Origin of the sequence: Paraburkholderia sediminicola (assembly GCF_046026675.1) — a bacterium.
Lineage (GTDB): Bacteria > Pseudomonadota > Gammaproteobacteria > Burkholderiales > Burkholderiaceae > Paraburkholderia > Paraburkholderia sediminicola_F.
In genome coordinates this window covers 1,689,733-1,710,981 of sequence record NZ_JAQQEY010000001.1, presented here as the reverse complement: position 1 = coordinate 1,710,981, position 21,249 = coordinate 1,689,733, and the positions used below count along the sequence as shown (strand labels likewise).

The following is a 21,249-nucleotide window of genomic DNA, read 5'->3' as shown; positions in this document are numbered from 1 at the left end:
CCTGGGCCTCCATCATCCGTCCATTGACGCGTTTATACGCCGCCTCGCGCGTTCTGTCGAACAGAATTTGTGCCGCTTGACGGACCACCAGACGCAACCTATTCTGAACCTGCAGACACGGTGCGGCAGCTTCACGCCAGCACCGCAATCGCCCCCCAATATCTGGAGACGACATGCTGACCGCAGCGATGAACGAGCGCCTCACGCGCGTGGGTCCGGGCACGCCCGGCGGCGAACTGATGCGCCGCTACTGGATTCCGATTGCCCCTTATTCGCAACTCGACGACAACCCGGTACGCAAGGTCCGCGTGCTGGGCGAAGACCTCGTGCTGTACAAGGACAAGAGCGGCACGCTCGGCCTCGTCGGCGACCGTTGCCTGCATCGCAATGTAGATCTGCAATTCGGCATTCCGGACGAATGCGGCTTGCGCTGCCCGTATCACGGCTGGCTCTTCAACGAAGGGGGAAAGTGTGTCGAGCGGCCGATGGAAGCCACGCCGCGCGGCGAAATCAGGCAGAAGCTGAAGGCGTATCCGGTGCAAGAACTTGGCGGCCTTGTGTTCGCCTACCTCGGCCCAGCCCCTGCACCCGCTCTGCCCCGCTGGGACCTGTTCGTGTGGCCGAATGCGATCCGCCAGATCGGCATCATGCATATCAATTGCAACTGGCTGCAGTGTCATGAAAACACCGGCGACCCGACCCATAGTGCGTGGGCGCATGGCCACATGTTCCAGTACGTTCTCGAACAGCAAGGCCGCTATGAAGAAGCCACGGCGCATGCCGAACATACGCTGCACACGCGCCTGAAGACCGGCATCGGCATCAAGGAACTGTACGCGAGCGAAACGGAAACCGGCATCGCCAAGGGCGTGCGCTATGCGAAGGATCTCGGCGCCGACTCGGACTACACGCGCGAACATTCGGCCGTGATCTTTCCGTTCTTCACACAGACCGGCAAGACCGGCGCGCCGCGCAGCGAGTATCAGATTCGCGTACCGGTCGACGACACCCACACGTATCACATCTGCTATCAGGTTTATGCCGCGCCACCGGGCGTCGAGGCACCGAAGCAGGATTCCGTGCCCTGGTACGAACCGCCGCGCTTCGACGAAAACGGCAAACCCATTCTCGACTACGTGCTCGCGCAGGACGCGCTGGTGTGGGACGCACAAGGCGCCATCACCGATCGCAGCGCCGAATTGCTCGGCCGCACCGACATTCCGATCGTGCTGCTACGCCGTCAACTCGACGAGCAGATTCGCCGTGTGGAAGAAGGACTGGAGCCGATCAACTTCTATCGCGAGTCGCCGGAGATCATCTACGGTTCAGGCAGTGCACCCGATTACAGTCAACCGCTTCTGAAGCACAATTTCCGCAAGCTATATCACCGCGGCTTCTTCAACGACGACGCCGATCGCTATGGTCCCGCGCTCGAACTCGTGAAGGACCTGCATCGGCAGATCGAAGAGTTCGAAACGGCAGGACGCGAAGCATGCGAAGGCGCCGACGCGAACGGCTGAACCAGGCTGCTTTACGTTGACGACAAGCGGGTATCACTTTCCCCACGCGCAGCGCGTGCGATGACGCAATCGTGCGTGCTGCGCGCCGTCCATGGCGGGCGAGGAACGAACGATGCACTACAGAAAGATACGCATGACCGGTCTCGAAGTCTCGGAGATCGGCTTCGGCTGCGGTGGCAACGCGGGCTTGATGGTGCGCGGCAACTTCAGCGAGCAGCGTGCGATCGTCGAACGCGCGCTCGAGCTCGGCATCAATTATTTCGACAATGCGCCGGACTACGCTGACGGCGCTGCTGAAGAAAATCTCGGCGCCGTGCTGAAGGCACTCGGCGTGCGGCCACTGATCAATTCGAAGGTCGAGGTCCGCGTGAACGATCTCGACGATATTGCGGGGCACGTGGTCCGCTCGACCGAGGCGAGCCTGCGGCGCCTCGGCATCGAATGCCTCGACATTCTGCAGATTCACAATGGGCCGCGCGCCGGTCCGACCGCGCTCGAAGGACGCGGCTATAAGACGCTGAGCCTCGACGATTTCCTGCGCCCTAACGGCGCGCTCGACGGCTTGCAGCGCATTCTGCGAGACGGCAAGGCGCGCCACATCGGCTTCATCTGCCGCGGCAACGACGCTACGGAAGTTCAAACGCTACTGGATACCGGCCTTTTCAGCATGATCAACGTGTCCTATACGCTGCTCAATCCGACGGCAGGGATGCCGTGTCCGCCTGGGTTGGCAGTGGACCGGGATGGTGGCGACGTGATCGGAGCCGCAGCGCAGCGCGGCACCGGCGCGGCTATTTTTAGTGCACTGGCAGGCGGCTTTCTGACCGATGAAAGCGTGTCGGGGGCGCAGCGCCATCCGCTCGCGCGCGGTGTCGACCTGGAATCGCTGGCAACATTCGACGCGCAGCACAAGGCGGCGCAATTGCGCTTCCTCGCACAGGAAGCGGGTTTGACGCTCGCGCAGGCCGCGTATCGATTCGTCCTCTCACATCCCGGCGTCACGACCGTGCTCGGTGGTTTTTCCGCGCGCAATCAGCTGGAAGAATTGTGCAGTGTGTCCGGCACCCCGCCGTTCGACGCGGATGCATTCAGCAGACTCGATGCAGTGTGGCGCAGCAACTTCGAAGTCCCGTCGTAGAAGAACCGCGCTGTACCGTCTACTATAAAAACACATGGAGACAACATGACTACCCGACGCTCGGTGATGAAGCTGTGCGCGCTTTGGCCTCTCGCCGGTTCAATGAATCTGGCGTGGGCGGCCGAGAAAATCTCGCCGAATATGGCGCTCACCCAGTACACCGGCGCCGATCGCACCGAGCGCGTCCTGCGCGCGGCGAAAGACGAAGGTGAACTGACGTTCTATACCTCGATCGCGCAGTCGGATATTGCACCGCTGATCGATCCATTCGAAAGCCGCTACGGCATCAAGGTCAACGTGTGGCGCGCCGGCGACGAACAGGTCGTGCAACGATGTGTCGCCGAGGCACAAGGCAGGCGTTATATCGTCGACGCCGTGCACACGGGCTCTTCGTTTCTCGACGCATTGCGCCGTGAAAAGTTATTGCAACCCGTCGCGTCGCCGGTGCTCGACCAACTGATGCCGGAGACGATTCCCGCTCATCGCCAATGGGCCTCGACCATGCTGTCGGTCTGGGTGCAGGCGTACAACACGAGCCTGATTCAGCGGAGCGATCTGCCGAAAACTTTCGACGATCTGCTCGCGCCTCGCTGGAAAGGCAAGCTCGGCATCGAAGCAAAGAGCGCCGACTGGTTTGCAACCGTAGCCACGCAGATGGGCCGTGAGAACGGCATCGAATTTTTCAGAACGCTTGTCGACAGGAACGGAGTATCGGCCCGGGTCGGCAATTCGCTGCTCACCAATCTCGTTGCAGCGGGCGAAGTGCCGCTCGGCCTCGAGGTCTATAACTACATGCCTGCGCAGGCGAAACGCAAAGGCGCGCCGATCGACTGGTTTCTGATGGAGCCTGCCGCCGCGCGAGCGAATGGCATCGCCGTGACGAATCACGCGCCGCATCCCGCGGCAGCGTTGCTGATGTATGACTATCTGCTCTCGGTCGACGCGCAGCGCATTCTTGCGTCGCTCGACTACGTGCCGACCAACAGAACGGTAGCGTCGCCGCTGCAGGGTATGAAGATGACGCTAGTGGATCCGGCGATGCCGCTGAAAGAAAAGATGGCGTGGACGAAAACCTTCAATCAGATTTTCCTGCACGCATCGGCTTGAATTGTTGAAAATAGAACGCTCGCAAATGCCCACTTGATCCGCAGGCATTGCGAGCGAAACATCTCACTGCATCAGAATCAATCGCAATCAAGCGCGTTCGTTGCGCAGCGCAATGCAGCTCGCCGGATCGACCGAAAACCAGATCGGCTGACCGACCGGCGTCTTATGTGAAGGATGCACACGCGCGAGCACGATCTGGCCATTGATGCTGATCTGGAAGTCCAGCGTCTCGCCGAGAAACACCTTCGCATGGACCGTCCCTTCGAAGATGTTGCGCTGCCCTTGCGCGGCTTCACGCGTCTCGTGCACGAGCACGTTTTCCGGACGCAGCGAGATCACCACTTCTTCGCCGTCACGGCATTCGACCGCGTTGGCCACCGCCATCGTACCGATAGCAGAATCAATCACGATGTTGCCGCTATCGTCTTCGCAATGCCGGACGGTGCCGTCAATGAAATTCGTCGAGCCGACAAAGTCCGCCACGAAGCGGCTATTCGGCAAATCGTAGATATCTCGCGGCGCTGCCTTCTGCACGATCTGGCCTTCCTTCATGACCGCGATTTCATGCGACAGCGCCAGTGCCTCCTCCTGATCGTGCGTCACGTAGATCGTCGTGATGCGCAGCTCGCGCTGCATCCGCTTGAGTTCAAAACGCATTTTGTCGCGCAGTTTTGCATCGAGATTCGACAGCGGCTCATCGAGCAGCAACAACTTGGGTTCCATCACCAGCGCGCGCGCCAGCGCGAGCCGTTGCTGCTGACCGCCCGACATCCGTGTCGCATCGCGATCGGCGACATGATCAAGCCCAACTGCCGTCAGCACGCGCATCACCTTCTCTTCTATCTCGCGTTTGGAGTACTTTCTCGCACCGACTTCCAGCGGAAAACTGGCGTTGCGAAACACGCTCATATGCGGCCAGATCGCATACGACTGGAACACCATGCCGAACTGCCGTCGATTCGGCGGCACGAAGGTATCGGTGCGCGACGAATACATCGTCACGCCATTCACTAAAATCGAGCCGCCAACGGGCTTTTCGAGCCCAGCAATCGAGCGCAATGTCGTGGTCTTGCCGCAGCCGCTCGGGCCCAGCAGTGTAAACAGCTTGCCGGCGGGCACATCGAACGATACGTCGCATGCCGCGCGTACCCGCACGTTGTTGCCGTCTACATATTCGGTGTTCAAGGCTTGTACACTCAGCACGTCTTTCTCCGGAAAATGCGTTCCTGCGTCAGACAAAAAGTGAAGCGCTTTAGCGGTGATTGGCCTTCACGCCGAATTTCCCGCCCACGTACTGTGCGAGCGAGACGAGCGCCAGCAATGCGATCACGAGCATCACGCTCAACGCCGACAGCTCGACGTATTGCCCGTTCTGCCACAACTCCCAGATCACGATCGACACCGTCTCGGAGCCCGGGCTATACAGCAGCACCGAACTCGACAACTCGCGAATCGATACGATCATGACGTAGATCCAGCCCGCCAGCAGGCCGGGCTTGAGCAGCGGCAAGACGATCCGGTAAAACGTCGTGGTCCACGTCGCACAACTCATTGCGGCGGACTCTTCCAGTTCCTTGTGAATCTGCGTCATCGAGGTCGACGTATAGCGCATGCCATACGGCATGAATCGCGTGATGTACGCGAGCAGCAGGATCCACAGCGTTCCATAGATGCCGATGTCGACTTTCAACGACACGATCATGAACGACAGCCCGAGTACGAGCCCCGGAAATACGAGCGGCAACGAGGCCAGATGATTGAGCAATGCACGGCCTGGCAGCTTCGTCTTGATCACGATCCAGCTGACCACCGCACTCAGCAGCATGACAGCCGTCGCACAGCCAATCGACAGCACCAGGCTGTTCACGACCGCGCCGCGCAGCACGGACAGATGGAGAATGTAACGATAAGCATCGAACGAGAGATGATGCAGCGCGTCGAGCGACGGCGAACGATAGTACTTTTGCAGCGACGACCAGAGCAGCACGACAAACGGCAACGCAACGAGCAGCAGGAAGTACACAAAGAAGATACCCACCGTGACAAAGCGCCAGCGGCCGATATCGACGACGCGTGGCCGAAAGCCTTTACCGGTCATCGTGGCAAAACGGTCGTTGCGGCCGGTGACACGCGCCTGCAGATACAGGCACGCTGACGTAATCACGACGAGCAGCATCGAGTACGCCGATGCGAGACCGATCTGGCTCGGATACTGTTCGATCGCTTCATAGATCGACGAAGTGAACACCTGGAGCTTGACCGGCAGGCCGATCAGAGCGGGCACCTCGAACGATTCGAGCGCCCGCACGAACAGGATCAGGAGCGTCGACGCGACGGCCGGCAACGCAAGCCGCAAGGTGATGCGCCACATCGTTCGGCCGATGCCCGCACCGCACATCAGCGACGATTCTTCGAGCGAGGGGTCCATGCCGCGAAATGCGGCGGACATCAGCAGGAACGCCATGGTCGAGTAATGCAGCCCGTCAACCCAGATCATGCCGCCGATGCTGTAGATGTTGAACACAGGTTTGGTGATCCCGAACAGCGTCGTGAGCGCGACATTCAGGACACCGATCTTCGGGCTCGCGAGGAAGATCCACGAAATGGTGAAGAGAATGCTGGGAATGATCAGCGGCACGATCGTGATCGCATAAAACAGCTTGCGAAATGGCGTATTCGTGCGCTCGATGATCCACGCAAGCACGGTGCCGATCGCGAACGAGACGAGCGCGGCGCCGAAAGCAAAGCGCAGGGACGTCAGCAATGTGCGCAGCGTTTCCCAACTGGCGAATGCCGTGACGTAGTTGCCGATTGTGGCGACGGCCGGTGAATCCGCGATCTGCGGCGTGAAAAAGCTCTGCCAGAAGAGAAAGGTCAGCGGGATCAGAGCGAGCAACGAAACTACGATAACCGCGCCGCCGATGATGAACCATTTACCGGAAATCCGGCTACGTCGGACGGCACCCGCTGCCACATCGGTTGTCAATTCCACGCACGCCCCTTTCTGGTTGGACACCTCAGTGCGCTCGCCGATGGCGAGGCTCGAGCAGATACCCACAATTTATTCTTAGTAACCTAATAATATCTACTAGAGAAAACACCGAGACACAGTTGGCACGCCATGTTTTAAATGACAAAATTGCCATCTCGACGTTTCTCGTAAGCTAATAATTAAAGCCCTCTGACCGCTCAAAATCGATGTCGCAATGACAGCTTTACCGCAACCTGCGTAGGTGTCGACGACTGGCACAGCGTGCTGATCGCCGCGACCGCTGCGTGGCCCGTGGAATCGACACCTGATGCGTACTGCCACACGCCGGGCGGGTTCAGGTCAGTGCGCTTCGAAAGCGAGTAATTCGGACAGAAATCGATCTGCCGATACTTTGCGCCGCGCATTCTGGTGTAATCGAACGACGCGCCGATCGTCAGCGCGGGCGTGTTGTAGTAACGGCCGTTGATCTCATAGCTATTGAAGGCCGCGTTGCCCGTGTTCGGGGTGGAAGCGGTGCGCCGGATGTCCTGGAAGCGGGCGTTCGTATAAACGAACCCGATACTGCCCTGCCCGACCCTGTACGACACTGCCGCGCCGAAAATCTGCCACACATTCGCCGAAGCGTAGCCGCTGGTCACGGGACCTCGGCTTGGCGTCACGTAACCGGCCTGGCCCAGTGAAAGCGCACTGTCGAGTACCGACACCGACGGGTTGTTGATGTTGTCGTTCTCGCGTCAGAACGAGAAAACGGCAGACGTCGCTGAGGTTTTTAAGTGGCTTTTTTTAAGGTGGTACTTCGCCTGGTCAGCCGGAAAGCGAACGCCCTCCGGCTGAATGCCCATAGCCTGTGTGGGTGTGAGTGCAGGCGCGGGGTTGCTTCTGCTTCAGTGCGTAGCGCTCGTTTCCACTACAACGGGACGGGAGCCGTAGATGCGCCCCATCACGAACACACCGATTCCGGCAACGAGCACGGGCCACGCCGAGAAGCGGAAGATGTCCACGGGCGTCCAGTGCGCGCAGTACAGCATGCCCGCGATTAGAGGCCCCGCGATGCCGCCGAGCCGTCCGATGCCCAGCGCCGCGACGCTCGCGCGCGCTTCGCCCTGATCCTCGAGCCAGAACGTGCTGCCGACCATCAAGCCAACGAGCGCGGCGGAAAAGATCGAGCCGAGAATTTCGCGCGACAAATGCCAGTCGCTGGAAAGCGCGGGGACGATGTAGCTGATCGCCTGCGTGTCGAAACCATCGAGGAACATTAGCAGCGCGCACAACAGCACCACAAGGCACTGACCAGCGCCGACATTCTGACGTTCGATGACCTCGACTACGTCGATGAGGGAGGATGCCACGGTGTTTGTCTCCTGTGATTATTCCAAGAAGGTGTTACGCCGCTTCTAGAGGCGGATATCGGTGTGAACGAAGGCATCGCTGAAGAAATCTTCGTCGAGTAGGCCGGCTTGCAGGAACGTCTCGTGCGCGGCACAACCGCATTCTCGCGAATGCCCGCGACGAATTGCAGGAATCGGTATCGCTGGCGGTGCTGGACGAGGGCTATTCGGTATTCATCGCCCGCGCAGAAGCCGTCAGAATCGTGTCGACAGGCGTGAAGCTCGGCGGGAGACTGCCGGCCTATTGCTCGGCGACAGGAAGGGGCCTGTGATCGGTCAGGTTCGATGCCGTCGCCGCCACGCCAATGCGGGATCAAAGACAGATAAAATAGTCGTAAATTAAACAGAATCTATGCGATGGCGGTCCATTTGTTGCCGCCAACGTCCACAGATGGCCGCGCCCTGCCTCATGCAAAGGACATACGAAATGTGAGCCGCGCAAATCTGCATTCGGCAGGACGCGACCCGTGAGAGACAGCCGGCCCTTACTCGCTGATTCAGCGTTTCCGGGCCTTTCCGCACTCCCGCGGCGAGTAAAGGTCGATCGGCGCCGCGGCGTGGGTGTCCGCTTACGGCAGGCGGCAGGAACACTCCCGACCCCGGCCCGTAACTCCTTCGGTTGAATCTGGCCGGTGCCCCCGCTGTCAGAGCGCCAACAGTCAATGTCATTCCCGGAAGCCTTCCGCTTCAACCGGGTCATCGCGCTGACGCATGAGCCAATAGACCCCACCCAGAGCCAGAAGTGCGCCGGCCAGCGCGCCAATTCGGTAAGGATCGCTGTTCGGATCAAGAATGATGAATTTGCGCGCGATCGCGAGCAAAGCAATCAGCACGACCGTTTTCACCTGCACGATATGATCGCGTCGAAGCATCACGCGAATGATGGAGTGCCTGAACTCCATTGCAATCAGCAAGGTCATGATCATGCCAAAGACCGTCTGGAACACCGCGTGATCCAGCGGGTTCAGCGCTTTCAACAGGAGCAATGCGACTACCGCGCGAATGAGTTGCCACAGTGATATGGCAATGATCACGGAAATGACGACGCTCAGAATATGAGCGACAGCCTGTTCGAAGTGCTCGTAAAAGCCGAGGACGCGCGGCTCTAACCGGAGTCCGTCCATCGCTCTGCGGATCATATTTCTTTTCTCATTCATAGTGCACCTCAGGATTGGTCATGGTTGCTGCCATAGTCGGCTTGTTTCCAGCTACGCCTGTTTGCGTCCAGGTTTTCTTGTTCGTTGGAACACGTTTGCGAGCCTCTGCCGAGCGTCCCGCGTGCACTGCCATTAGCGGCGTTGATCCCACAGTGTCGCCGGGCGGCGTGGCGAGTAAATGCCACGCCGCCCGCGGCACGCTACCGTTCAACCCTACGCGCCGAAGAACTCATCTGATCTCGATCTTCCTGACCGCGGAGCGCGCGGAAGCCGATTTTGGCAAACGAAGCTCCAGGACGCCCTTGTCAAACTTCGCATCCACCTTGTCGACGTCGACCCCATCGGGCAGCGGAATCGTTCGAGTGAACGAGCCATACGACCGCTCCAGCCGGTAGCAGCCGTTTTCCTCGCTCCTCGTGTCCTGCTTCTTCTCGCCACGCAGGACCAGCACGCCCTCTTCAATGGATGTCTGCAAATCCTCGCGATCCATGCCCGGCAGCTCGGCGGTGATGCGCAGCGCGTCGCCATCGTCGACGACATCGATGCGCGGCTGGAACCGCGACGAACTGAAATCGCCGAACCATCGGTCAAGACCACCGACGCCCGCGAACGGATCGTGCAGCATTTCGCCGATCACCCGCCACGGATCCGACGAAAAGAGCCGGGACACGTCGGGCCACTCGGCCAGCCACTGCTTCGACGTTGGCGTGCCGGACGACGATTGTTCGCCGCTTTTTTCGGTTTGCGCTTTGCGCAGGAATTTGAACGGGTTCCATTTACTCAGGTCAGTGTTCATTTCATCCTCCTACAAATTTCATCATGATTGGTGTGAAGTGCCCCTGGAAAAGTTCGACGTCGCTCAAGCGTGCTACGCGGCCAAATCCAACGCTTGCACCGGCTCACCCAACACACCGAGATTGATCAGGTGAACGGCATATTGCATCGCTTCGCGCTCAGCTTCCTGCTGACTGCGCCACCGTTCCCCGTAACGCGGCAGGTGCCAGTCCGCCAGCACGTCGCCGTTCATGCAGATCTGCACGATCGCCACGTAGCCGTCAGGGGCAGATACCGGCGTTTGAATGTGTCGAACCGGCACTGTACGGATATTGATCTGGTGCCCTTTCCAGAACTCTTGTGTGACGCTTTCCATTGCAAACTCCCAGAAGTGCAATGGTGGCGCCCAACGGCGCGCCACCAGGTTTCCTCATTGTCGTGATGGTGTGCTCCGGGTTACCCGGCCCTGACCTCGATGCGACGAGGCCGTGCTTCCTCGCGGCGCGGGATGTACAGCTTCAGCACACCGTCCTGCAGATTCGCCTCGATCCTGGCTGTGTCGAAGTCCGGACTCAGCTTAAAGGCCCGGAAGTAGGCCGGTGCCTGTACTTCGGCGTGCCGCAGCCGCAAGCCGTCGGGTGTCGGCACGCGGGCCTCGGCCTCGATCACGAGGTTGCCGTCCTGCACCTTCACATCGAGCCGTTCCTTCGAAACGCCGGGCAGATCGGCCACAACCGTGATGCCCGTTGGGTCCTCGAAGACGTCGACGGCCGGCACGATGGTCGCCCTGCGTTCCGCGGACTTCGCCTGCGTACGCGGCGTCACGCTGGTTTGCTGTTCGCGTTCGATAACTTGAGTGGTATCGCTCATGGCTCTCTCCTCAAATCATTGGACCGTAATCGGCCGGGGCCTGGACGACTCGCGCTTGCTCACCGTCACGCACAGACAGCCGTCCACATAACGCGCCTGCACCTTGTCAGGGTTAGCGTTCTGCGGGAGTTCGATAACCCGCTTGAAGGTGCCGGCGAAGCGCTCCCCGGCGTAGACCTTCCGGTCGCTATCGTCATCGGACGTTGCTGGCTTGCGCTCGCCGCTGATCATCAACATACCCTTGTCGATCGAAACGTCCAGGTCGTCCGGCTTCATGCCGGGCGCGAACGCGACGATCTCGATGGTGTCGTCGGTGACGCCGAGGTTGACTTGCGGGAAAGCACCGCGTCTGACGGCCCGGATGCTTGACGGGAAGCCCCCGAAAAGCTCATCGATCCGTCGCTGCAAGCGATCGAACTCGCTGAAGAGGTCGCTCCCGAAGCAGAGATCACTCATGGTCGTATCCTCCTTTTCACTCACGAAAGGAAGGCGAACGGGCGTACGCGCTCCAGTTCGCCTGCCTGGCCTTTGGCAAACAAATCGAAACACGCAGCGCGATAACGCGACTGCCTGAGCGAGATCCAGAATAGGAACGCCCGCGCGAAATTTCAAGGGGTTGCTTCGGATGACCGCAGAGTCACGTCGCGCGGGTCTTGAAATCCGCTCTGTCGCCCTTATTCTCGGCGCGCATTGAGTTTTTTCACAAGGAGACAAGTATGGATTTCGACGTGGAATGGCTGACGCTGGGCAAACACCGGGTGAGGCTGCGCTCGACACTAGGTTTTCCGACGGAGACGTTACGCACGGTTGCCGACGTGGCGCGTCTTGCGATCGAAAACAACATGAGCGATCGCGCGCGGCTCGTGGAAGTCGTGTTTCGAGATCGGGACAGGGCGTATGACATCTTTGTCGGAACCACCATGGCGGAAGACCGCCTTTGCGCCGCACAATTAGAGGTGGCGCTGGCTACGGTCCTTGGCTTGCTGCCTGATCAGCTGATTCTGACGGTCAACACGGTTGCGCAGGCCGAGGTCGACCTGAGTTTTGGCGTCTATGAACGCTTGCTCGCACAAAAACTCGGCTCGGTGCCGCCGATTCAGTGAGCGAAACTCGCGGCGTCCCAACAGCCTTCGCGGTCCTGCGACCATCGGGCGCACCCCTTGAAATTTTGCGCGGGCGTTCCTATTCTGGATCTCGCTCAGGCAGTCGCGCCAGCGCGCTGCGTGTTTCGATTTGTTTACCAAAGGCCAGGCAGGCGAACTGGAGCACGTACGCCCGTTCGCCTTCCTTAAAAAGTTCGGCAACGCAACGCGTACCTTCATTAGAGGCGTAAACGACTTGTTATTCAGTACTGCTTTTTGGCAGTTTCGTGGCAGATTCGCGAGTTAAACCTGTGCTCACTATTTGTTTAGGAGGTCGCTATGAAACGGCTGAGCACTTTCATCATATTTATAGCGCCTGCCGTAGCCTGGGTAAGCAGCGCGGCGAAAGCGTACTAGCCGTATGTGAAGGAATGTCCTGGCAGGTGGCATGAAGTGTCGGCCCAGCCGACATCATCCCATTGACGGGCCAGGGGAATGCGGTTTGTAAGAGGAGGACGCAGTCTCGTCGAGTAACGCGGGCGGGACGCGCACTCGTGATTTCAGTGCAATCCAGATGTTCAGGGTAAGGAGGTATGCCATGAAAACACATAGTAACAAGCGTATCGCTGTCGCCTCGGCCCTCGCGGCGGCGTTCACGTTCGGCCTCACCGGCAGCGCGCTTGCGGCGCAGGCCACTGGAGCGGCAGGCGGCATTGTCACTGACAGCAGCAGTACCGGCAGCTTGCCGAAAATCCAGCAACAGGGCGACGTGTCCTACGTATCGGGCGGCGTCGGCCAGGACGAATCGAAGACGCTGGAGCACGTGCGAAGCCACTGGCCGCTGTCGATGCAGTTCATCGGGCCGTCATCGGACTTTCTCGCTGATGTCCATGTCCAGATCGTCGATGTTCACAACAACGAGGTGCTGCGCGCCGATTCGCAAGGCCCGTTCATGCTGGTCAAGCTGCGTCCCGGCCGCTATACGGTGCACGCGAGCTACAAGAACCGCAATCAGACGAAGACCGTCAATGTCGCCAGCAAGGGCAGCACGCAGGCGGCGTTCTACTGGAACGTTGAATAGCGAAACTGGAAGACCGTCCAGGCGGGGCCATATTTCGCTGATAAGCAAACGCCACGAACTCGCTTCGTGGCGTTTGCTTAATGCTTCACTAAACTCTCCGACATCCATCGATGTTAGTCACTTCCGGTTCTCTGGCGAAGCGATCTGGACGGACTACGCGACGACGACTTGATGGACTGTTCGAATTTTCAGCCGTACGGGACCCGAGGCGATGTATCGAGGTAGCGCCTCGAATTGCCTCCGAAACCCGGCCCTGCAAGTATCGAAGATTCCGGCTACTTCGTGTGTGATTGTAACTTCGCACCAATGCGGCCGCGCCGCCGCTTTTATCCCCGTCAGGAAAGCAATGACACAACTTCTAACAATCGATTTCGTCTCAGATATCGCCTGCCCTTGTGTGCGATCGGCCTATCCTCGCTCCAGCTTGCTCTATCGCGCTTGGGCAATGCGGTTGATGCTCAAATCGTCGTGCACCACTTCGAATTAAATCCGCAGATGGGACCGGACGGCGAGACCATTGTCTACTATCTCGGCAAAAATACGGACGCACACCGGAGCAGATCGCCGAAACGCAGGCCATGATCCGCGAGCGTGACGCAAGCGTTGGCTTTACCTTCGGCCCGCGCACGCACATCTATAACACCTTCGATGCGCACCGCCTGCTGCATTGGGCCGGTATCAAAGGAAAGCAGTTACCGCACAAACTGGCATTACTACGGGCCTATCATTGCCGAGGGCAAGCACCCTGGCAACCACGACGTCCTGGTCGAAGCAGCACAATCTGTGGGACTCGAAGCCGCGGAGGCAAGCAAGGGACTGCGAAGCGGACACTATGCCAGGGACGTCCGTGCGCAAGAAGAACAATTCCAGGAGTTGGATATCCACTCGGTGCCGGCGATCATCTTTAACCGTCGCCATCTGGTGACAGGCGAACAACCCGTGGAAGCCTTCGAGCAAGCGATTAAACAGGTACTGGCCGAAGCGTAATCTGGCACCCGTGCCGCCGCAGCGGTTCGCCATCCTGCATCGATGGATCGCTTGTGCCGTCGGCGCAAGCCCTGCCCATACCAGCCACCTAAAACGTGTGCACAATCCCGATTGCGACCGCGAGCTGATTTGCGCCTGTCGCCACGGGCGTAGTGGACCCCGTCGCGCTCAGTGCAGCCTTGGCACTATTTATCACGTACGTCACGTCGGTATACAGCGCTGTCCGTTTGGAGAGCCAGTAGTCAGCATTGACGCCGGAACTTAGCGCGTGGGCCGATACCATGCGATACGAGTGATAGTAGGACGCCGCGGAGAGATGAAGTTGTGGCGTGACCTTATAACGTACCCCACCAAATGCGATATATTGTGGCGGCGATACCTGCAGGGTAGCCGCAACGGCATTGAGCAGGAGTTCGTAGCCGCCATAAAGAGTCGCGTTGCAGATTTGCCAGGATCCTCCAGCCACGTACCGGCGCTCGCTATCATCCGCCGATGCAGCGCTCGTGCCCTGTCGCTGTTCGTAGGCGAACGTCAGGTTGAAAGGTCCTTGCCGATAGCGTGCCCCGATGTCGTACTCCTTGCCAACCCGGAACTCGCCCGGAACCTGCGCCCCATTAGGGACCGTGGCATCGTAGCCGAAGCTGTAGAGCGCATTCACCTCAAACGGTCCAGCATGACCCAGGTACCCAACGGAGTTATCGGCTCGCCCAACAAACTGTGAGTCCTGAGCAGAAAGCCCGTAGCTCGAATAATTCAGCGGGTCGAGTGAAAGGAAATACCGGTACATCGGCGTCATCTGACGGCCAGCCATCACGGAGCCATATCGATCCGACTCGAGACCGACAAATGCCTGGCGACCAAACAGTCGGCCACCCTGCTGCAGCGTGCCGTTATTCATGGCAATACCTGACTCGAGCGTGAAGATCGACCGCAGGCCGTTGCCGAGATCTTCCTTTCCTGTCAGACCCCAGCGCGAATTGATACGGTTGCCCGTGTTCAGCCTGAACAGATCCCCCGATCCGGTTTTGGACGCATGACTCACGTATTCGACGCCGGAATCGACGATGCCATAGAGGGTCACTGAAGATTGTGCATGCGCACCGACGCCCAGGCTCCCTGCAACACCGCAAGTGAGCAGAAGCTTCAACGACTGTTTCCTGTTATTCGATTTCACTGTCTGTCTCTATTAAATATTATGTATTTTTAATTTCGTTATCCGAAATTATTAACGTAGTAAAACCAGAATAAGAAAGCATCTGCGTTGCTCACTCTAGTTTTCCCCCACCCTCATTCCCGGGCGATGTGTTTGCTGACGAAGAACATGGCAACCGCACCCACCAGCGGTCCAACGGCAAGCGTTAGGAGCGCAAGCATGAACGAATGGGTGCCGCCATAGACATGCCCCACCGCGAGAGGAGAAACGGCGCTTCCCATCTGCCAGATAGCATTGGTCCATCCGGCGCTGGCACCGGCCAGGCGCTTGCCCGATGCATCGCTGATCTGAGCCATCAGAACGGGAAGGTAGCCGAACGAGAATGCACCAAGTATCGGGGCAACCAGATAGAACTGTATTGTCGTCGAGCAACTTCCGAAAACCAGCAGTGTGACCGTGAACGCCAGCAGACACAGGATCGAGATCAACTTGCGCGACACACCGGGCAGGTCGGAAATCCAGCCGAGTGTCGGCTTTGCGATGACCGCCCCTATTCCAAACGACGCGATGATCGAGCCCGCCACGACGGGTGAGATACCGTACTGCCTGGTCATTAACGCATTGCCCCAGGCGCCGAAACCCACCGTCGCCCAAAGACCTCCGCATCCCGCAACGGCCAGCACGATCAGGTTACGGTTACGCAGCAGGCCGAGCATCTCTTTCGCGCTGTTTCGCGTAGGCGACTGGTCGTTGGCCGGGCGGTTCTTCAATAGCAACAGCGCGACAATACCCCACACAAACGTCACAATGCCGAGTATCCGGAAAGCGTTCGACCAACCGTGTTGTGCGGAAAATGACGGAACGAAAGCATTGGCGATGACCACGGCCAGCGAGGTGGCGGTCGTGTAAATGCCCATCGCGCGTCCACGGTCTCGTGTGAACCAGGCAGGAATGATCTTCATGCCGGCCGAGTAATCCGCTCCCGCGGCGAAACCCATCGCAAGCTGAATCACGATGCCGGCCAGTAGCGATTGGGTATAGCCGAAACAGAATGTGAAGACACCGAGCGGCAGCAGCGCCAACGTGAGCATTAACCGTCCGCCGAGCAGGTCGGTCAGTATGCCGCCGACCACATTGGCCAGGACGTAGCCCACATAGAAGGCTGTCACGAACGCGCCGAGCATGGCGACCTTGAGCCCAAGCGATGCGCCCACGGGCGCCGCAACCGTACTCCACGCGACCCGGTCGACGTAGCTGAGGAGAAACGCCGCCCAGACGATGAACAGGGCAACCCACCGGTAACTGCTGGCCTCTGTGCCCGCAGAGGACTTCGCAGACCAGACGCTGCTAGATGCGTCTCCAGACGACGTCATATTTTTCTCCATGACTCCTCCAATGCAAGGCGTGCGCGAAGCCGCCCTTTTGTTCTGATTTTTGACCCAGCCTGTCGAGGCAGGCTGGTGTGCGTTCCACTGCTATAGATCGAGCACGAGCATCCGGGATTTCGCGCGCGAGCAACAGGGCAGGAACTGATCGTTGCGAGCCTGCTCGTCAGGCGAGAGGAACAGATCGCGATGATCGGGCTCACCGTCCAGCACACGCGTGAGGCACGTGCCGCAAATGCCCTGCTCACACGACACCGGCACGTCGACACCGGCTGCAACCAATGCCTGCATAACGGTCTGGATCGCCGAAACCCGCACGACCCGACCGGACCGTGCAAGCCGAATGTCGAAAGACGCCTCGTCATTGTTCGCTGCCGGCGCCGGTGCCGCCGCAAAATATTCGTAGTGCAACCGGTCGGCGGCCCAGCCCAGCAAACGTGCCTTGTCGAGCACTGCGCTCATGAAGCCCTGCGGTCCGCATACGTACAGGTGCAAATCGGGTTGCGGGTCGGCCAATAGCGCGTCGAGATCGATACGTTGTGCTTGATCGGCATCATCAAAGTAACACCGTGCGGAGTCTGCCCACCGTGAACCAGCAATGCGCTCCACGAAGGCCGCGCGAGCGGACGATCGGGCGCAGTAGTGAAGACTGAACGCTGCTCCCTCGCGACTCAGTTGCTCGGCCATGCAAAGCAGCGGTGTCAGGCCGATACCTCCTGCGAACAGCAGATGTCGGACACGCCCTTGCGCGAGGGCAAAATGATTGCGTGGCGCACTGATCTGTATCTCGTCATCCTCGTGCACGGCGTCGTGCATGCCTGCCGAGCCGCCACGCGAGGCATCGTCACGCAGAACGGCGATCTGATACCGATGTCGTTCAGACGCCGGATTGCACAACGAGTACTGCCGGACAAGGCCGCCAGGTACATGCACGTCGATATGCGCGCCCGCCTCGAACGCCGGCAACTCGCCTCCGTCGAGACTGACGAGTTCGAAGCCGACAATGCCCTCAGCCTCGGTACGCCGGCGCGCAACGCGCACCGTAAGCTTGGAATGATTCATGACAACCGCCCTTACATGATCGACAAACCGCCATCGACCATCAGCGTCGTGCCGGTGATGAACGATGCTTCGTCGCTTGCGAACCAGAGGATCGGCCACGCGATTTCTTCGGGTGTAGCCCACCGTCCGATCAACGATGTATCCTGCCGCTGCGTCATGAGCACTTCCACGTTGTTACCAGCGGCGCGCGCGCGGTTGACGTGGAAGTCGGTCAAGGTGGAACCCGGACACACCGCATTCACGCGCACCCCTTGTGCGGCTTCTTCAAACGCCAGCGTGCGCGTCATGGCGAGCATGCCGGCTTTGGTTGCGTCGTAAAGGCCCATGCCCTTGCGACCGGTCACGGCATAGCAGGACGACACGTTGACGATGCTGCCCGCCCCCGTTCGACGCATTAGAGGAAGGACCGCCTTGCAGTAATTCGCTGTGCCAATCAGATTGACGGACACCATGGCCTGCCATTCCGCTGGTGTTGCGTTCGCCAACGTGCTGTAGTTGCGCATTGCCGCATTGTTGACCAGCACGTCGAGCCGGTCGAACGAATCAGCCGCAAGCTCGGCCGCGCGGGTCGCATCGTCCGGGCTGGAGACATCGGCCGCAAAAGTCTTGACCCGGGCGGAGGGATTGAATCGAATCAGCTCGTCCGCGGTATGCGCCAGTGCTTCCGGATTCGCATCGACCAGCACGACCGCGGCACCTTCTGCGCAAAATACGCGAGCCGTAGCGGCACCGATGCCACCACCGCCGCCCGTGATCAATGCGACCTTGCCGTGAAGTCTTGTTCCTTGCTGCATCTCATGCCGGCGTTGCGCCGGCCTCCTTGTTGCTGAAACGGTATTCGAGGAAGCCGGACGCATGCCCGGCTCGAGATCAGATCGAGTAGATAGGCTGTCCCTTGCCGTCGGCAAGGTGGATAACAGCCCATTCCTGCGGCTTCTGATCACGTGGCAACAGTGCGCCCGCTGCGCGTACACGTTGCTGATCAGCGGCGATCGCTGGCGGATCGGTTTCGGGAAGCAAGGCCGTTGCCGCTTCGTAGAGCATGCGGCGCGCCATCACGATGGCACGGTCAGTCGGCAGCAGCTTTTCCTTGCTGTGATCCTGTATCGGCCCCATGCTTTCCTGCAGCGAGGCATCCTGCATGGCAAAGCCGAATACCCCCGAATAAGCCCGCTTTTCTTTCTGCGCCTGGCGGTCGATCAGGTAATCGTTGTCCTTGTTGGCCTTCGGACGAAACGTGCCCGGTTCGTATTCGCAGTGGATCCCCTTGCCCGCCTCCAGGTCGCTCAATTCCTGCTCGCTCAACGGGCGGTCAGGACGGAAGTTGATGCTCCAGGACCAGCAGCTCTCGTCGTCGATCGGTACCCACACGTGGCCCGCCAGCGAGTGGTCGCCGAACGGCGGGATGAGCGTATACCACGGAAACAGCCACTGCGTGACACGCCAGTAGTACGAATCCGGTTCGCCGTTGCGGCGGCCGAAGAGGGTCAGGCCAAACTGCGTCTTCTCGATTTCGAAGATCACATTGCCGTCCGCCTTGATGTAGTCGAGGGCCTTGGTGCCCTGGTGCATGGGGTCTGCGTCGACCTCGTAGCGATGCACATACGACACGTGGCTGGTATCAATCCCGCCTTCCATTGCCTGCAGATAGTTCGATTCCTGGAGCCGCTTGGAAACGAACACGTGACTTGCGGGGAGATTGCACCATTCGAGATCCGGCGGAGCCGGTTGACGGTCCTTGGGGCCCATATAGGCCCACACCATCCCTGCGCGCTCGATGCACGGATACGCCGTGATGCTCATGTGCTTGCAGGCCTGAGGCGCAGACGGCACCTCGACACAATTACCGTCGCGATCGAATTTCAGGCCGTGATACGAGCAACGGATGCCGTTTTCTTCGTTACGGCCGAAGTACAGGGACACGCCGCGATGCGAGCAGAACTCGTCGATCAACGCGGGGTTGCCGCTGGAGTCACGAAACGCCAGCAGCTTTTCGCCAAGAATCTGCACGCGCACTGGCGGGCAATCCGGTTCGGCAATTTCGCTCGTTAACAGTACCGGCACCCAGTAGCGCCGCATCAGGTCGCCCATTGCTGTTCCTGGGCCGGTGCGCACCAAGGTTTCTGACATGTTCCTGTCCATGTTTTTTCTCCGAATCAGGTTTTTGCGTTGTCCGCTGTGTGAGAATTGTTTTTCATTCTACGGACAACTTGATTCAAGTCAAGCCGTCGGACCCCAGGACTTTCACTACAATGCGCAATCGGGGAACGGCAGCGCGAATAGGAAATTTCAAATGGAAGAGAAGAAGTCGCACGAAAGTGTGCGAGCAGTGGAAAGAGCGCTGGAAATTCTCCTTGCGTTCCGGCCAGGCGATAAAGAGCTGACGGTCGCGGAGCTGCTCACTCGCGTGGACCTGAGCCGGCCCACGTTGTACCGATTGCTCAACACGCTTGAGCAACAAGGCTTTCTCGTCTCGTCGGGCGAGCCGCAGCGATTTCGCCTCGGTAGTGCCGTCGCACACCTGGCTCATGTCTGGATGACGAGCCACAGCGTCGCGCAGCTTGCCCAGCCGATGCTGCGCAAGCTTTGGGAGGAGACAACGGAAACGGTGGCCCTGTTCGTGCCTGACGGCGTGTACCGGCTGTGTGTAGCGGAGATGGAGAGTCCGCAACCGCTGAGCTTCCGGCGCGGTGTCGGCTATCGTGAAAAGTTGGTGCTCGGCGCGAGTGGCCGGTCAATCCTGTCCCAGATGCAGCTTCCCGGCGAAGAACTGAGCCGCTACCTGGCCGATCCGAGCCAGGATGTCGCACGCCTGCTCAGCGAGTTGGAAACGATCCGCGCGCAAGGTTTTGCAATGAGCCACCATGAACTGATTGAAGGTGCGGTTGCCGTCGCTGCGCCATTCTTCAATGGTGCGGATCAGGTAGCGGGCTCGGTATGCATATTCGGCCCCAGCGTGCGCGTCACCGATCAGCGGGTCGCGCAGTTTGCCGAGCTGGTCAGACATGAGGCCGGAAACCTGTCGCGCGCGCTGGGTCAGAAGCCGAGGCAGGTTCAGGTAACGGCAGGCTCACGCAAATAACGGAGTGTCGCGATGTAAGACGAGCGCTGCAGCCGACGACTTGCCGGTCGCCGCGAAGGACTCGATGGCTCTCACCGAATTCTCAACGGACAGCCATCAGCCGGCCGGAGTCAGGCGTCAAAAGTAGAACAGCGCAAATCAAATGCGTTAATTAACCTGTACAAATACGTACGGAATAACGTCTTTCGCGGGAACGTGTTCGCTCGCGAGCAGACCGACAGTCACTGCCAGATTGAAGTGCCCACCTGAAATATGATCCACTGCGCAGGCCATGGTCAGCACCGTAAGACCAAATGCCGGCGCAACTCCGGCAAAATCAATTCCCAGTCTCGGGTACGCCGCGGCCAGCACGGCACTTCCGCCCCCCCCCCCGAGCACCAGCCAGAACGTCCCGAATAATTCAGCAGCCAATCGTTGTATTTTCCCGTTTCCTTCGAAAGGTGATCTGTTCCGATCCATCTGCCTGTTCGA

Annotated in this window: 21 protein-coding genes and 2 pseudogenes; 8 read left to right on the top strand and 15 right to left on the bottom strand. The window is 59.4% G+C overall.

Features of this window, described 5'->3' with window-relative positions:
• The first annotated feature begins 173 nt into the window (after positions 1-173).
• The 3 genes from PQQ86_RS07375 (at position 174) to PQQ86_RS07365 (ending at position 3,765) form a co-directional block, all read left to right on the top strand.
• Positions 174-1,520 (top strand): Rieske 2Fe-2S domain-containing protein, encoded by a 1,347-nt coding sequence (locus PQQ86_RS07375; protein ID WP_408265572.1) that lies wholly within the window; start codon positions 174-176, stop codon positions 1,518-1,520.
• 112 nt (positions 1,521-1,632) lie between these two features.
• Positions 1,633-2,658: an aldo/keto reductase gene (locus tag PQQ86_RS07370; RefSeq protein WP_408265571.1), complete on the top strand. Its 1,026-nt coding sequence runs from the start codon at positions 1,633-1,635 to the stop codon at positions 2,656-2,658.
• 45 nt (positions 2,659-2,703) lie between these two features.
• Positions 2,704-3,765 carry an ABC transporter substrate-binding protein gene (locus tag PQQ86_RS07365; RefSeq protein ID WP_408265570.1) on the top strand — a complete coding sequence of 354 codons (1,062 nt, stop codon included), beginning with the start codon at positions 2,704-2,706 and terminating at the stop codon, positions 3,763-3,765.
• Between the two features lie 87 nt (positions 3,766-3,852).
• On the opposite strand, the gene PQQ86_RS07360 is transcribed toward PQQ86_RS07365, so the two are convergent.
• The 4 genes from PQQ86_RS07360 to PQQ86_RS07345 form a co-directional block, all read right to left on the bottom strand.
• Positions 3,853-4,968 (bottom strand): ABC transporter ATP-binding protein, encoded by a 1,116-nt coding sequence (locus PQQ86_RS07360; RefSeq protein WP_408265569.1) that lies wholly within the window; start codon positions 4,966-4,968, stop codon positions 3,853-3,855.
• 49 nt (positions 4,969-5,017) lie between these two features.
• Positions 5,018-6,757 carry an ABC transporter permease gene (locus PQQ86_RS07355; RefSeq protein WP_408265568.1) on the bottom strand — a complete coding sequence of 580 codons (1,740 nt, stop codon included), beginning with the start codon at positions 6,755-6,757 and terminating at the stop codon, positions 5,018-5,020.
• A 197-nt stretch (positions 6,758-6,954) separates the two neighbouring features.
• Positions 6,955-7,395 carry a porin gene (locus PQQ86_RS07350; protein WP_408265567.1) on the bottom strand — a complete coding sequence of 147 codons (441 nt, stop codon included), beginning with the start codon at positions 7,393-7,395 and terminating at the stop codon, positions 6,955-6,957.
• Positions 7,396-7,641: 246 nt separating this feature from the next.
• Entirely contained in the window at positions 7,642-8,106 is a 465-nt protein-coding gene (locus PQQ86_RS07345; RefSeq protein WP_408265566.1) for an MFS transporter, read from the bottom strand.
• A 140-nt stretch (positions 8,107-8,246) separates the two neighbouring features.
• On the opposite strand from PQQ86_RS07345, the gene PQQ86_RS39750 reads away from it, so the two are divergent.
• The gene (locus tag PQQ86_RS39750; RefSeq protein WP_459252428.1) at positions 8,247-8,417 is read left to right on the top strand and encodes an IclR family transcriptional regulator domain-containing protein; all 171 of its coding nucleotides are present in this window, start codon (positions 8,247-8,249) and stop codon (positions 8,415-8,417) included.
• Positions 8,418-8,810: 393 nt separating this feature from the next.
• On the opposite strand, the gene PQQ86_RS07340 is transcribed toward PQQ86_RS39750, so the two are convergent.
• The 5 genes from PQQ86_RS07340 to PQQ86_RS07320 all read right to left on the bottom strand — a co-directional run bounded on the left by PQQ86_RS07340 (position 8,811) and on the right by PQQ86_RS07320 (position 11,402).
• Positions 8,811-9,284 (bottom strand): phosphate-starvation-inducible PsiE family protein, encoded by a 474-nt coding sequence (locus PQQ86_RS07340; RefSeq protein ID WP_459252423.1) that lies wholly within the window; start codon positions 9,282-9,284, stop codon positions 8,811-8,813.
• A gap of 247 nt (positions 9,285-9,531) precedes the next feature.
• On the bottom strand, positions 9,532-10,098 hold the full coding sequence (locus PQQ86_RS07335; RefSeq protein WP_408199253.1) for an Hsp20/alpha crystallin family protein: 567 nt from the start codon (positions 10,096-10,098) through the stop codon (positions 9,532-9,534).
• Positions 10,099-10,170: 72 nt separating this feature from the next.
• Positions 10,171-10,452 (bottom strand): hypothetical protein, encoded by a 282-nt coding sequence (locus tag PQQ86_RS07330; RefSeq protein WP_408265565.1) that lies wholly within the window; start codon positions 10,450-10,452, stop codon positions 10,171-10,173.
• Between the two features lie 80 nt (positions 10,453-10,532).
• Positions 10,533-10,946 (bottom strand): Hsp20/alpha crystallin family protein, encoded by a 414-nt coding sequence (locus PQQ86_RS07325; RefSeq protein WP_408265564.1) that lies wholly within the window; start codon positions 10,944-10,946, stop codon positions 10,533-10,535.
• Positions 10,947-10,961: 15 nt separating this feature from the next.
• Positions 10,962-11,402, bottom strand: coding sequence for an Hsp20/alpha crystallin family protein (locus PQQ86_RS07320; protein ID WP_408265563.1), 441 nt, complete (start codon positions 11,400-11,402; stop codon positions 10,962-10,964).
• 260 nt (positions 11,403-11,662) lie between these two features.
• Here PQQ86_RS07320 and PQQ86_RS07315 point away from each other — a divergent pair, with 260 nt between their 5' ends.
• The 3 genes and pseudogenes from PQQ86_RS07315 to PQQ86_RS07305 all read left to right on the top strand — a co-directional run bounded on the left by PQQ86_RS07315 (position 11,663) and on the right by PQQ86_RS07305 (position 14,096).
• Positions 11,663-12,049: a hypothetical protein gene (locus tag PQQ86_RS07315; protein ID WP_408265562.1), complete on the top strand. Its 387-nt coding sequence runs from the start codon at positions 11,663-11,665 to the stop codon at positions 12,047-12,049.
• A 577-nt stretch (positions 12,050-12,626) separates the two neighbouring features.
• Positions 12,627-13,109: a peptidase associated/transthyretin-like domain-containing protein gene (locus tag PQQ86_RS07310; RefSeq protein WP_408265561.1), complete on the top strand. Its 483-nt coding sequence runs from the start codon at positions 12,627-12,629 to the stop codon at positions 13,107-13,109.
• Positions 13,110-13,455: 346 nt separating this feature from the next.
• Positions 13,456-14,096: pseudogene (locus PQQ86_RS07305) on the top strand (DsbA family oxidoreductase).
• 88 nt (positions 14,097-14,184) lie between these two features.
• Here the strand turns inward: PQQ86_RS07305 and PQQ86_RS07300 are convergent.
• The 5 genes from PQQ86_RS07300 to PQQ86_RS07280 form a co-directional block, all read right to left on the bottom strand.
• A complete protein-coding gene (locus tag PQQ86_RS07300; protein ID WP_408265560.1) occupies positions 14,185-15,243 on the bottom strand; it encodes a porin in 1,059 nt (352 codons plus the stop codon).
• 140 nt (positions 15,244-15,383) lie between these two features.
• Positions 15,384-16,622, bottom strand: coding sequence for an MFS transporter (locus PQQ86_RS07295; RefSeq protein ID WP_408265559.1), 1,239 nt, complete (start codon positions 16,620-16,622; stop codon positions 15,384-15,386).
• A 102-nt stretch (positions 16,623-16,724) separates the two neighbouring features.
• Positions 16,725-17,696 carry a PDR/VanB family oxidoreductase gene (locus tag PQQ86_RS07290; RefSeq protein ID WP_408265558.1) on the bottom strand — a complete coding sequence of 324 codons (972 nt, stop codon included), beginning with the start codon at positions 17,694-17,696 and terminating at the stop codon, positions 16,725-16,727.
• 11 nt (positions 17,697-17,707) lie between these two features.
• Positions 17,708-18,490, bottom strand: a complete 783-nt coding sequence (locus tag PQQ86_RS07285; RefSeq protein ID WP_408265557.1) for an SDR family NAD(P)-dependent oxidoreductase — start codon at positions 18,488-18,490, stop codon at positions 17,708-17,710.
• Positions 18,491-18,566: 76 nt separating this feature from the next.
• Positions 18,567-19,838, bottom strand: coding sequence for a Rieske 2Fe-2S domain-containing protein (locus PQQ86_RS07280; protein WP_408265556.1), 1,272 nt, complete (start codon positions 19,836-19,838; stop codon positions 18,567-18,569).
• A 151-nt stretch (positions 19,839-19,989) separates the two neighbouring features.
• Between PQQ86_RS07280 and PQQ86_RS07275 the strand changes: the two genes are divergently transcribed.
• Complete coding sequence (locus tag PQQ86_RS07275) at positions 19,990-20,778, top strand: IclR family transcriptional regulator (RefSeq protein WP_408270159.1); 789 nt, start codon at positions 19,990-19,992, stop codon at positions 20,776-20,778.
• A 153-nt stretch (positions 20,779-20,931) separates the two neighbouring features.
• On the opposite strand, the pseudogene PQQ86_RS07270 reads toward PQQ86_RS07275, so the two are convergent.
• Positions 20,932-21,237, bottom strand: a pseudogene (locus PQQ86_RS07270) (aquaporin); the annotation flags it as partial.
• Positions 21,238-21,249: the final 12 nt, after the last annotated feature.

Coding starts and splice junctions, on each gene's coding strand:
- PQQ86_RS07325 (WP_408265564.1), bottom strand. CDS start 10,946: ATGAGCGATACCACTCAAGTTATCGAACGCGAACAGCAAACCAGCGTG.
- PQQ86_RS07340 (WP_459252423.1), bottom strand. CDS start 9,284: ATGATCCGCAGAGCGATGGACGGACTCCGGTTAGAGCCGCGCGTCCTC.
- PQQ86_RS07275 (WP_408270159.1), top strand. CDS start 19,990: ATGGAAGAGAAGAAGTCGCACGAAAGTGTGCGAGCAGTGGAAAGAGCG.
- PQQ86_RS07375 (WP_408265572.1), top strand. CDS start 174: ATGCTGACCGCAGCGATGAACGAGCGCCTCACGCGCGTGGGTCCGGGC.
- PQQ86_RS07285 (WP_408265557.1), bottom strand. CDS start 18,490: ATGCAGCAAGGAACAAGACTTCACGGCAAGGTCGCATTGATCACGGGC.
- PQQ86_RS07370 (WP_408265571.1), top strand. CDS start 1,633: ATGCACTACAGAAAGATACGCATGACCGGTCTCGAAGTCTCGGAGATC.
- PQQ86_RS07310 (WP_408265561.1), top strand. CDS start 12,627: ATGAAAACACATAGTAACAAGCGTATCGCTGTCGCCTCGGCCCTCGCG.
- PQQ86_RS07280 (WP_408265556.1), bottom strand. CDS start 19,838: ATGGACAGGAACATGTCAGAAACCTTGGTGCGCACCGGCCCAGGAACA.
- PQQ86_RS07315 (WP_408265562.1), top strand. CDS start 11,663: ATGGATTTCGACGTGGAATGGCTGACGCTGGGCAAACACCGGGTGAGG.
- PQQ86_RS07295 (WP_408265559.1), bottom strand. CDS start 16,622: ATGACGTCGTCTGGAGACGCATCTAGCAGCGTCTGGTCTGCGAAGTCC.
- PQQ86_RS07335 (WP_408199253.1), bottom strand. CDS start 10,098: ATGAACACTGACCTGAGTAAATGGAACCCGTTCAAATTCCTGCGCAAA.
- PQQ86_RS07365 (WP_408265570.1), top strand. CDS start 2,704: ATGACTACCCGACGCTCGGTGATGAAGCTGTGCGCGCTTTGGCCTCTC.
- PQQ86_RS07330 (WP_408265565.1), bottom strand. CDS start 10,452: ATGGAAAGCGTCACACAAGAGTTCTGGAAAGGGCACCAGATCAATATC.
- PQQ86_RS07290 (WP_408265558.1), bottom strand. CDS start 17,696: ATGAATCATTCCAAGCTTACGGTGCGCGTTGCGCGCCGGCGTACCGAG.
- PQQ86_RS07320 (WP_408265563.1), bottom strand. CDS start 11,402: ATGAGTGATCTCTGCTTCGGGAGCGACCTCTTCAGCGAGTTCGATCGC.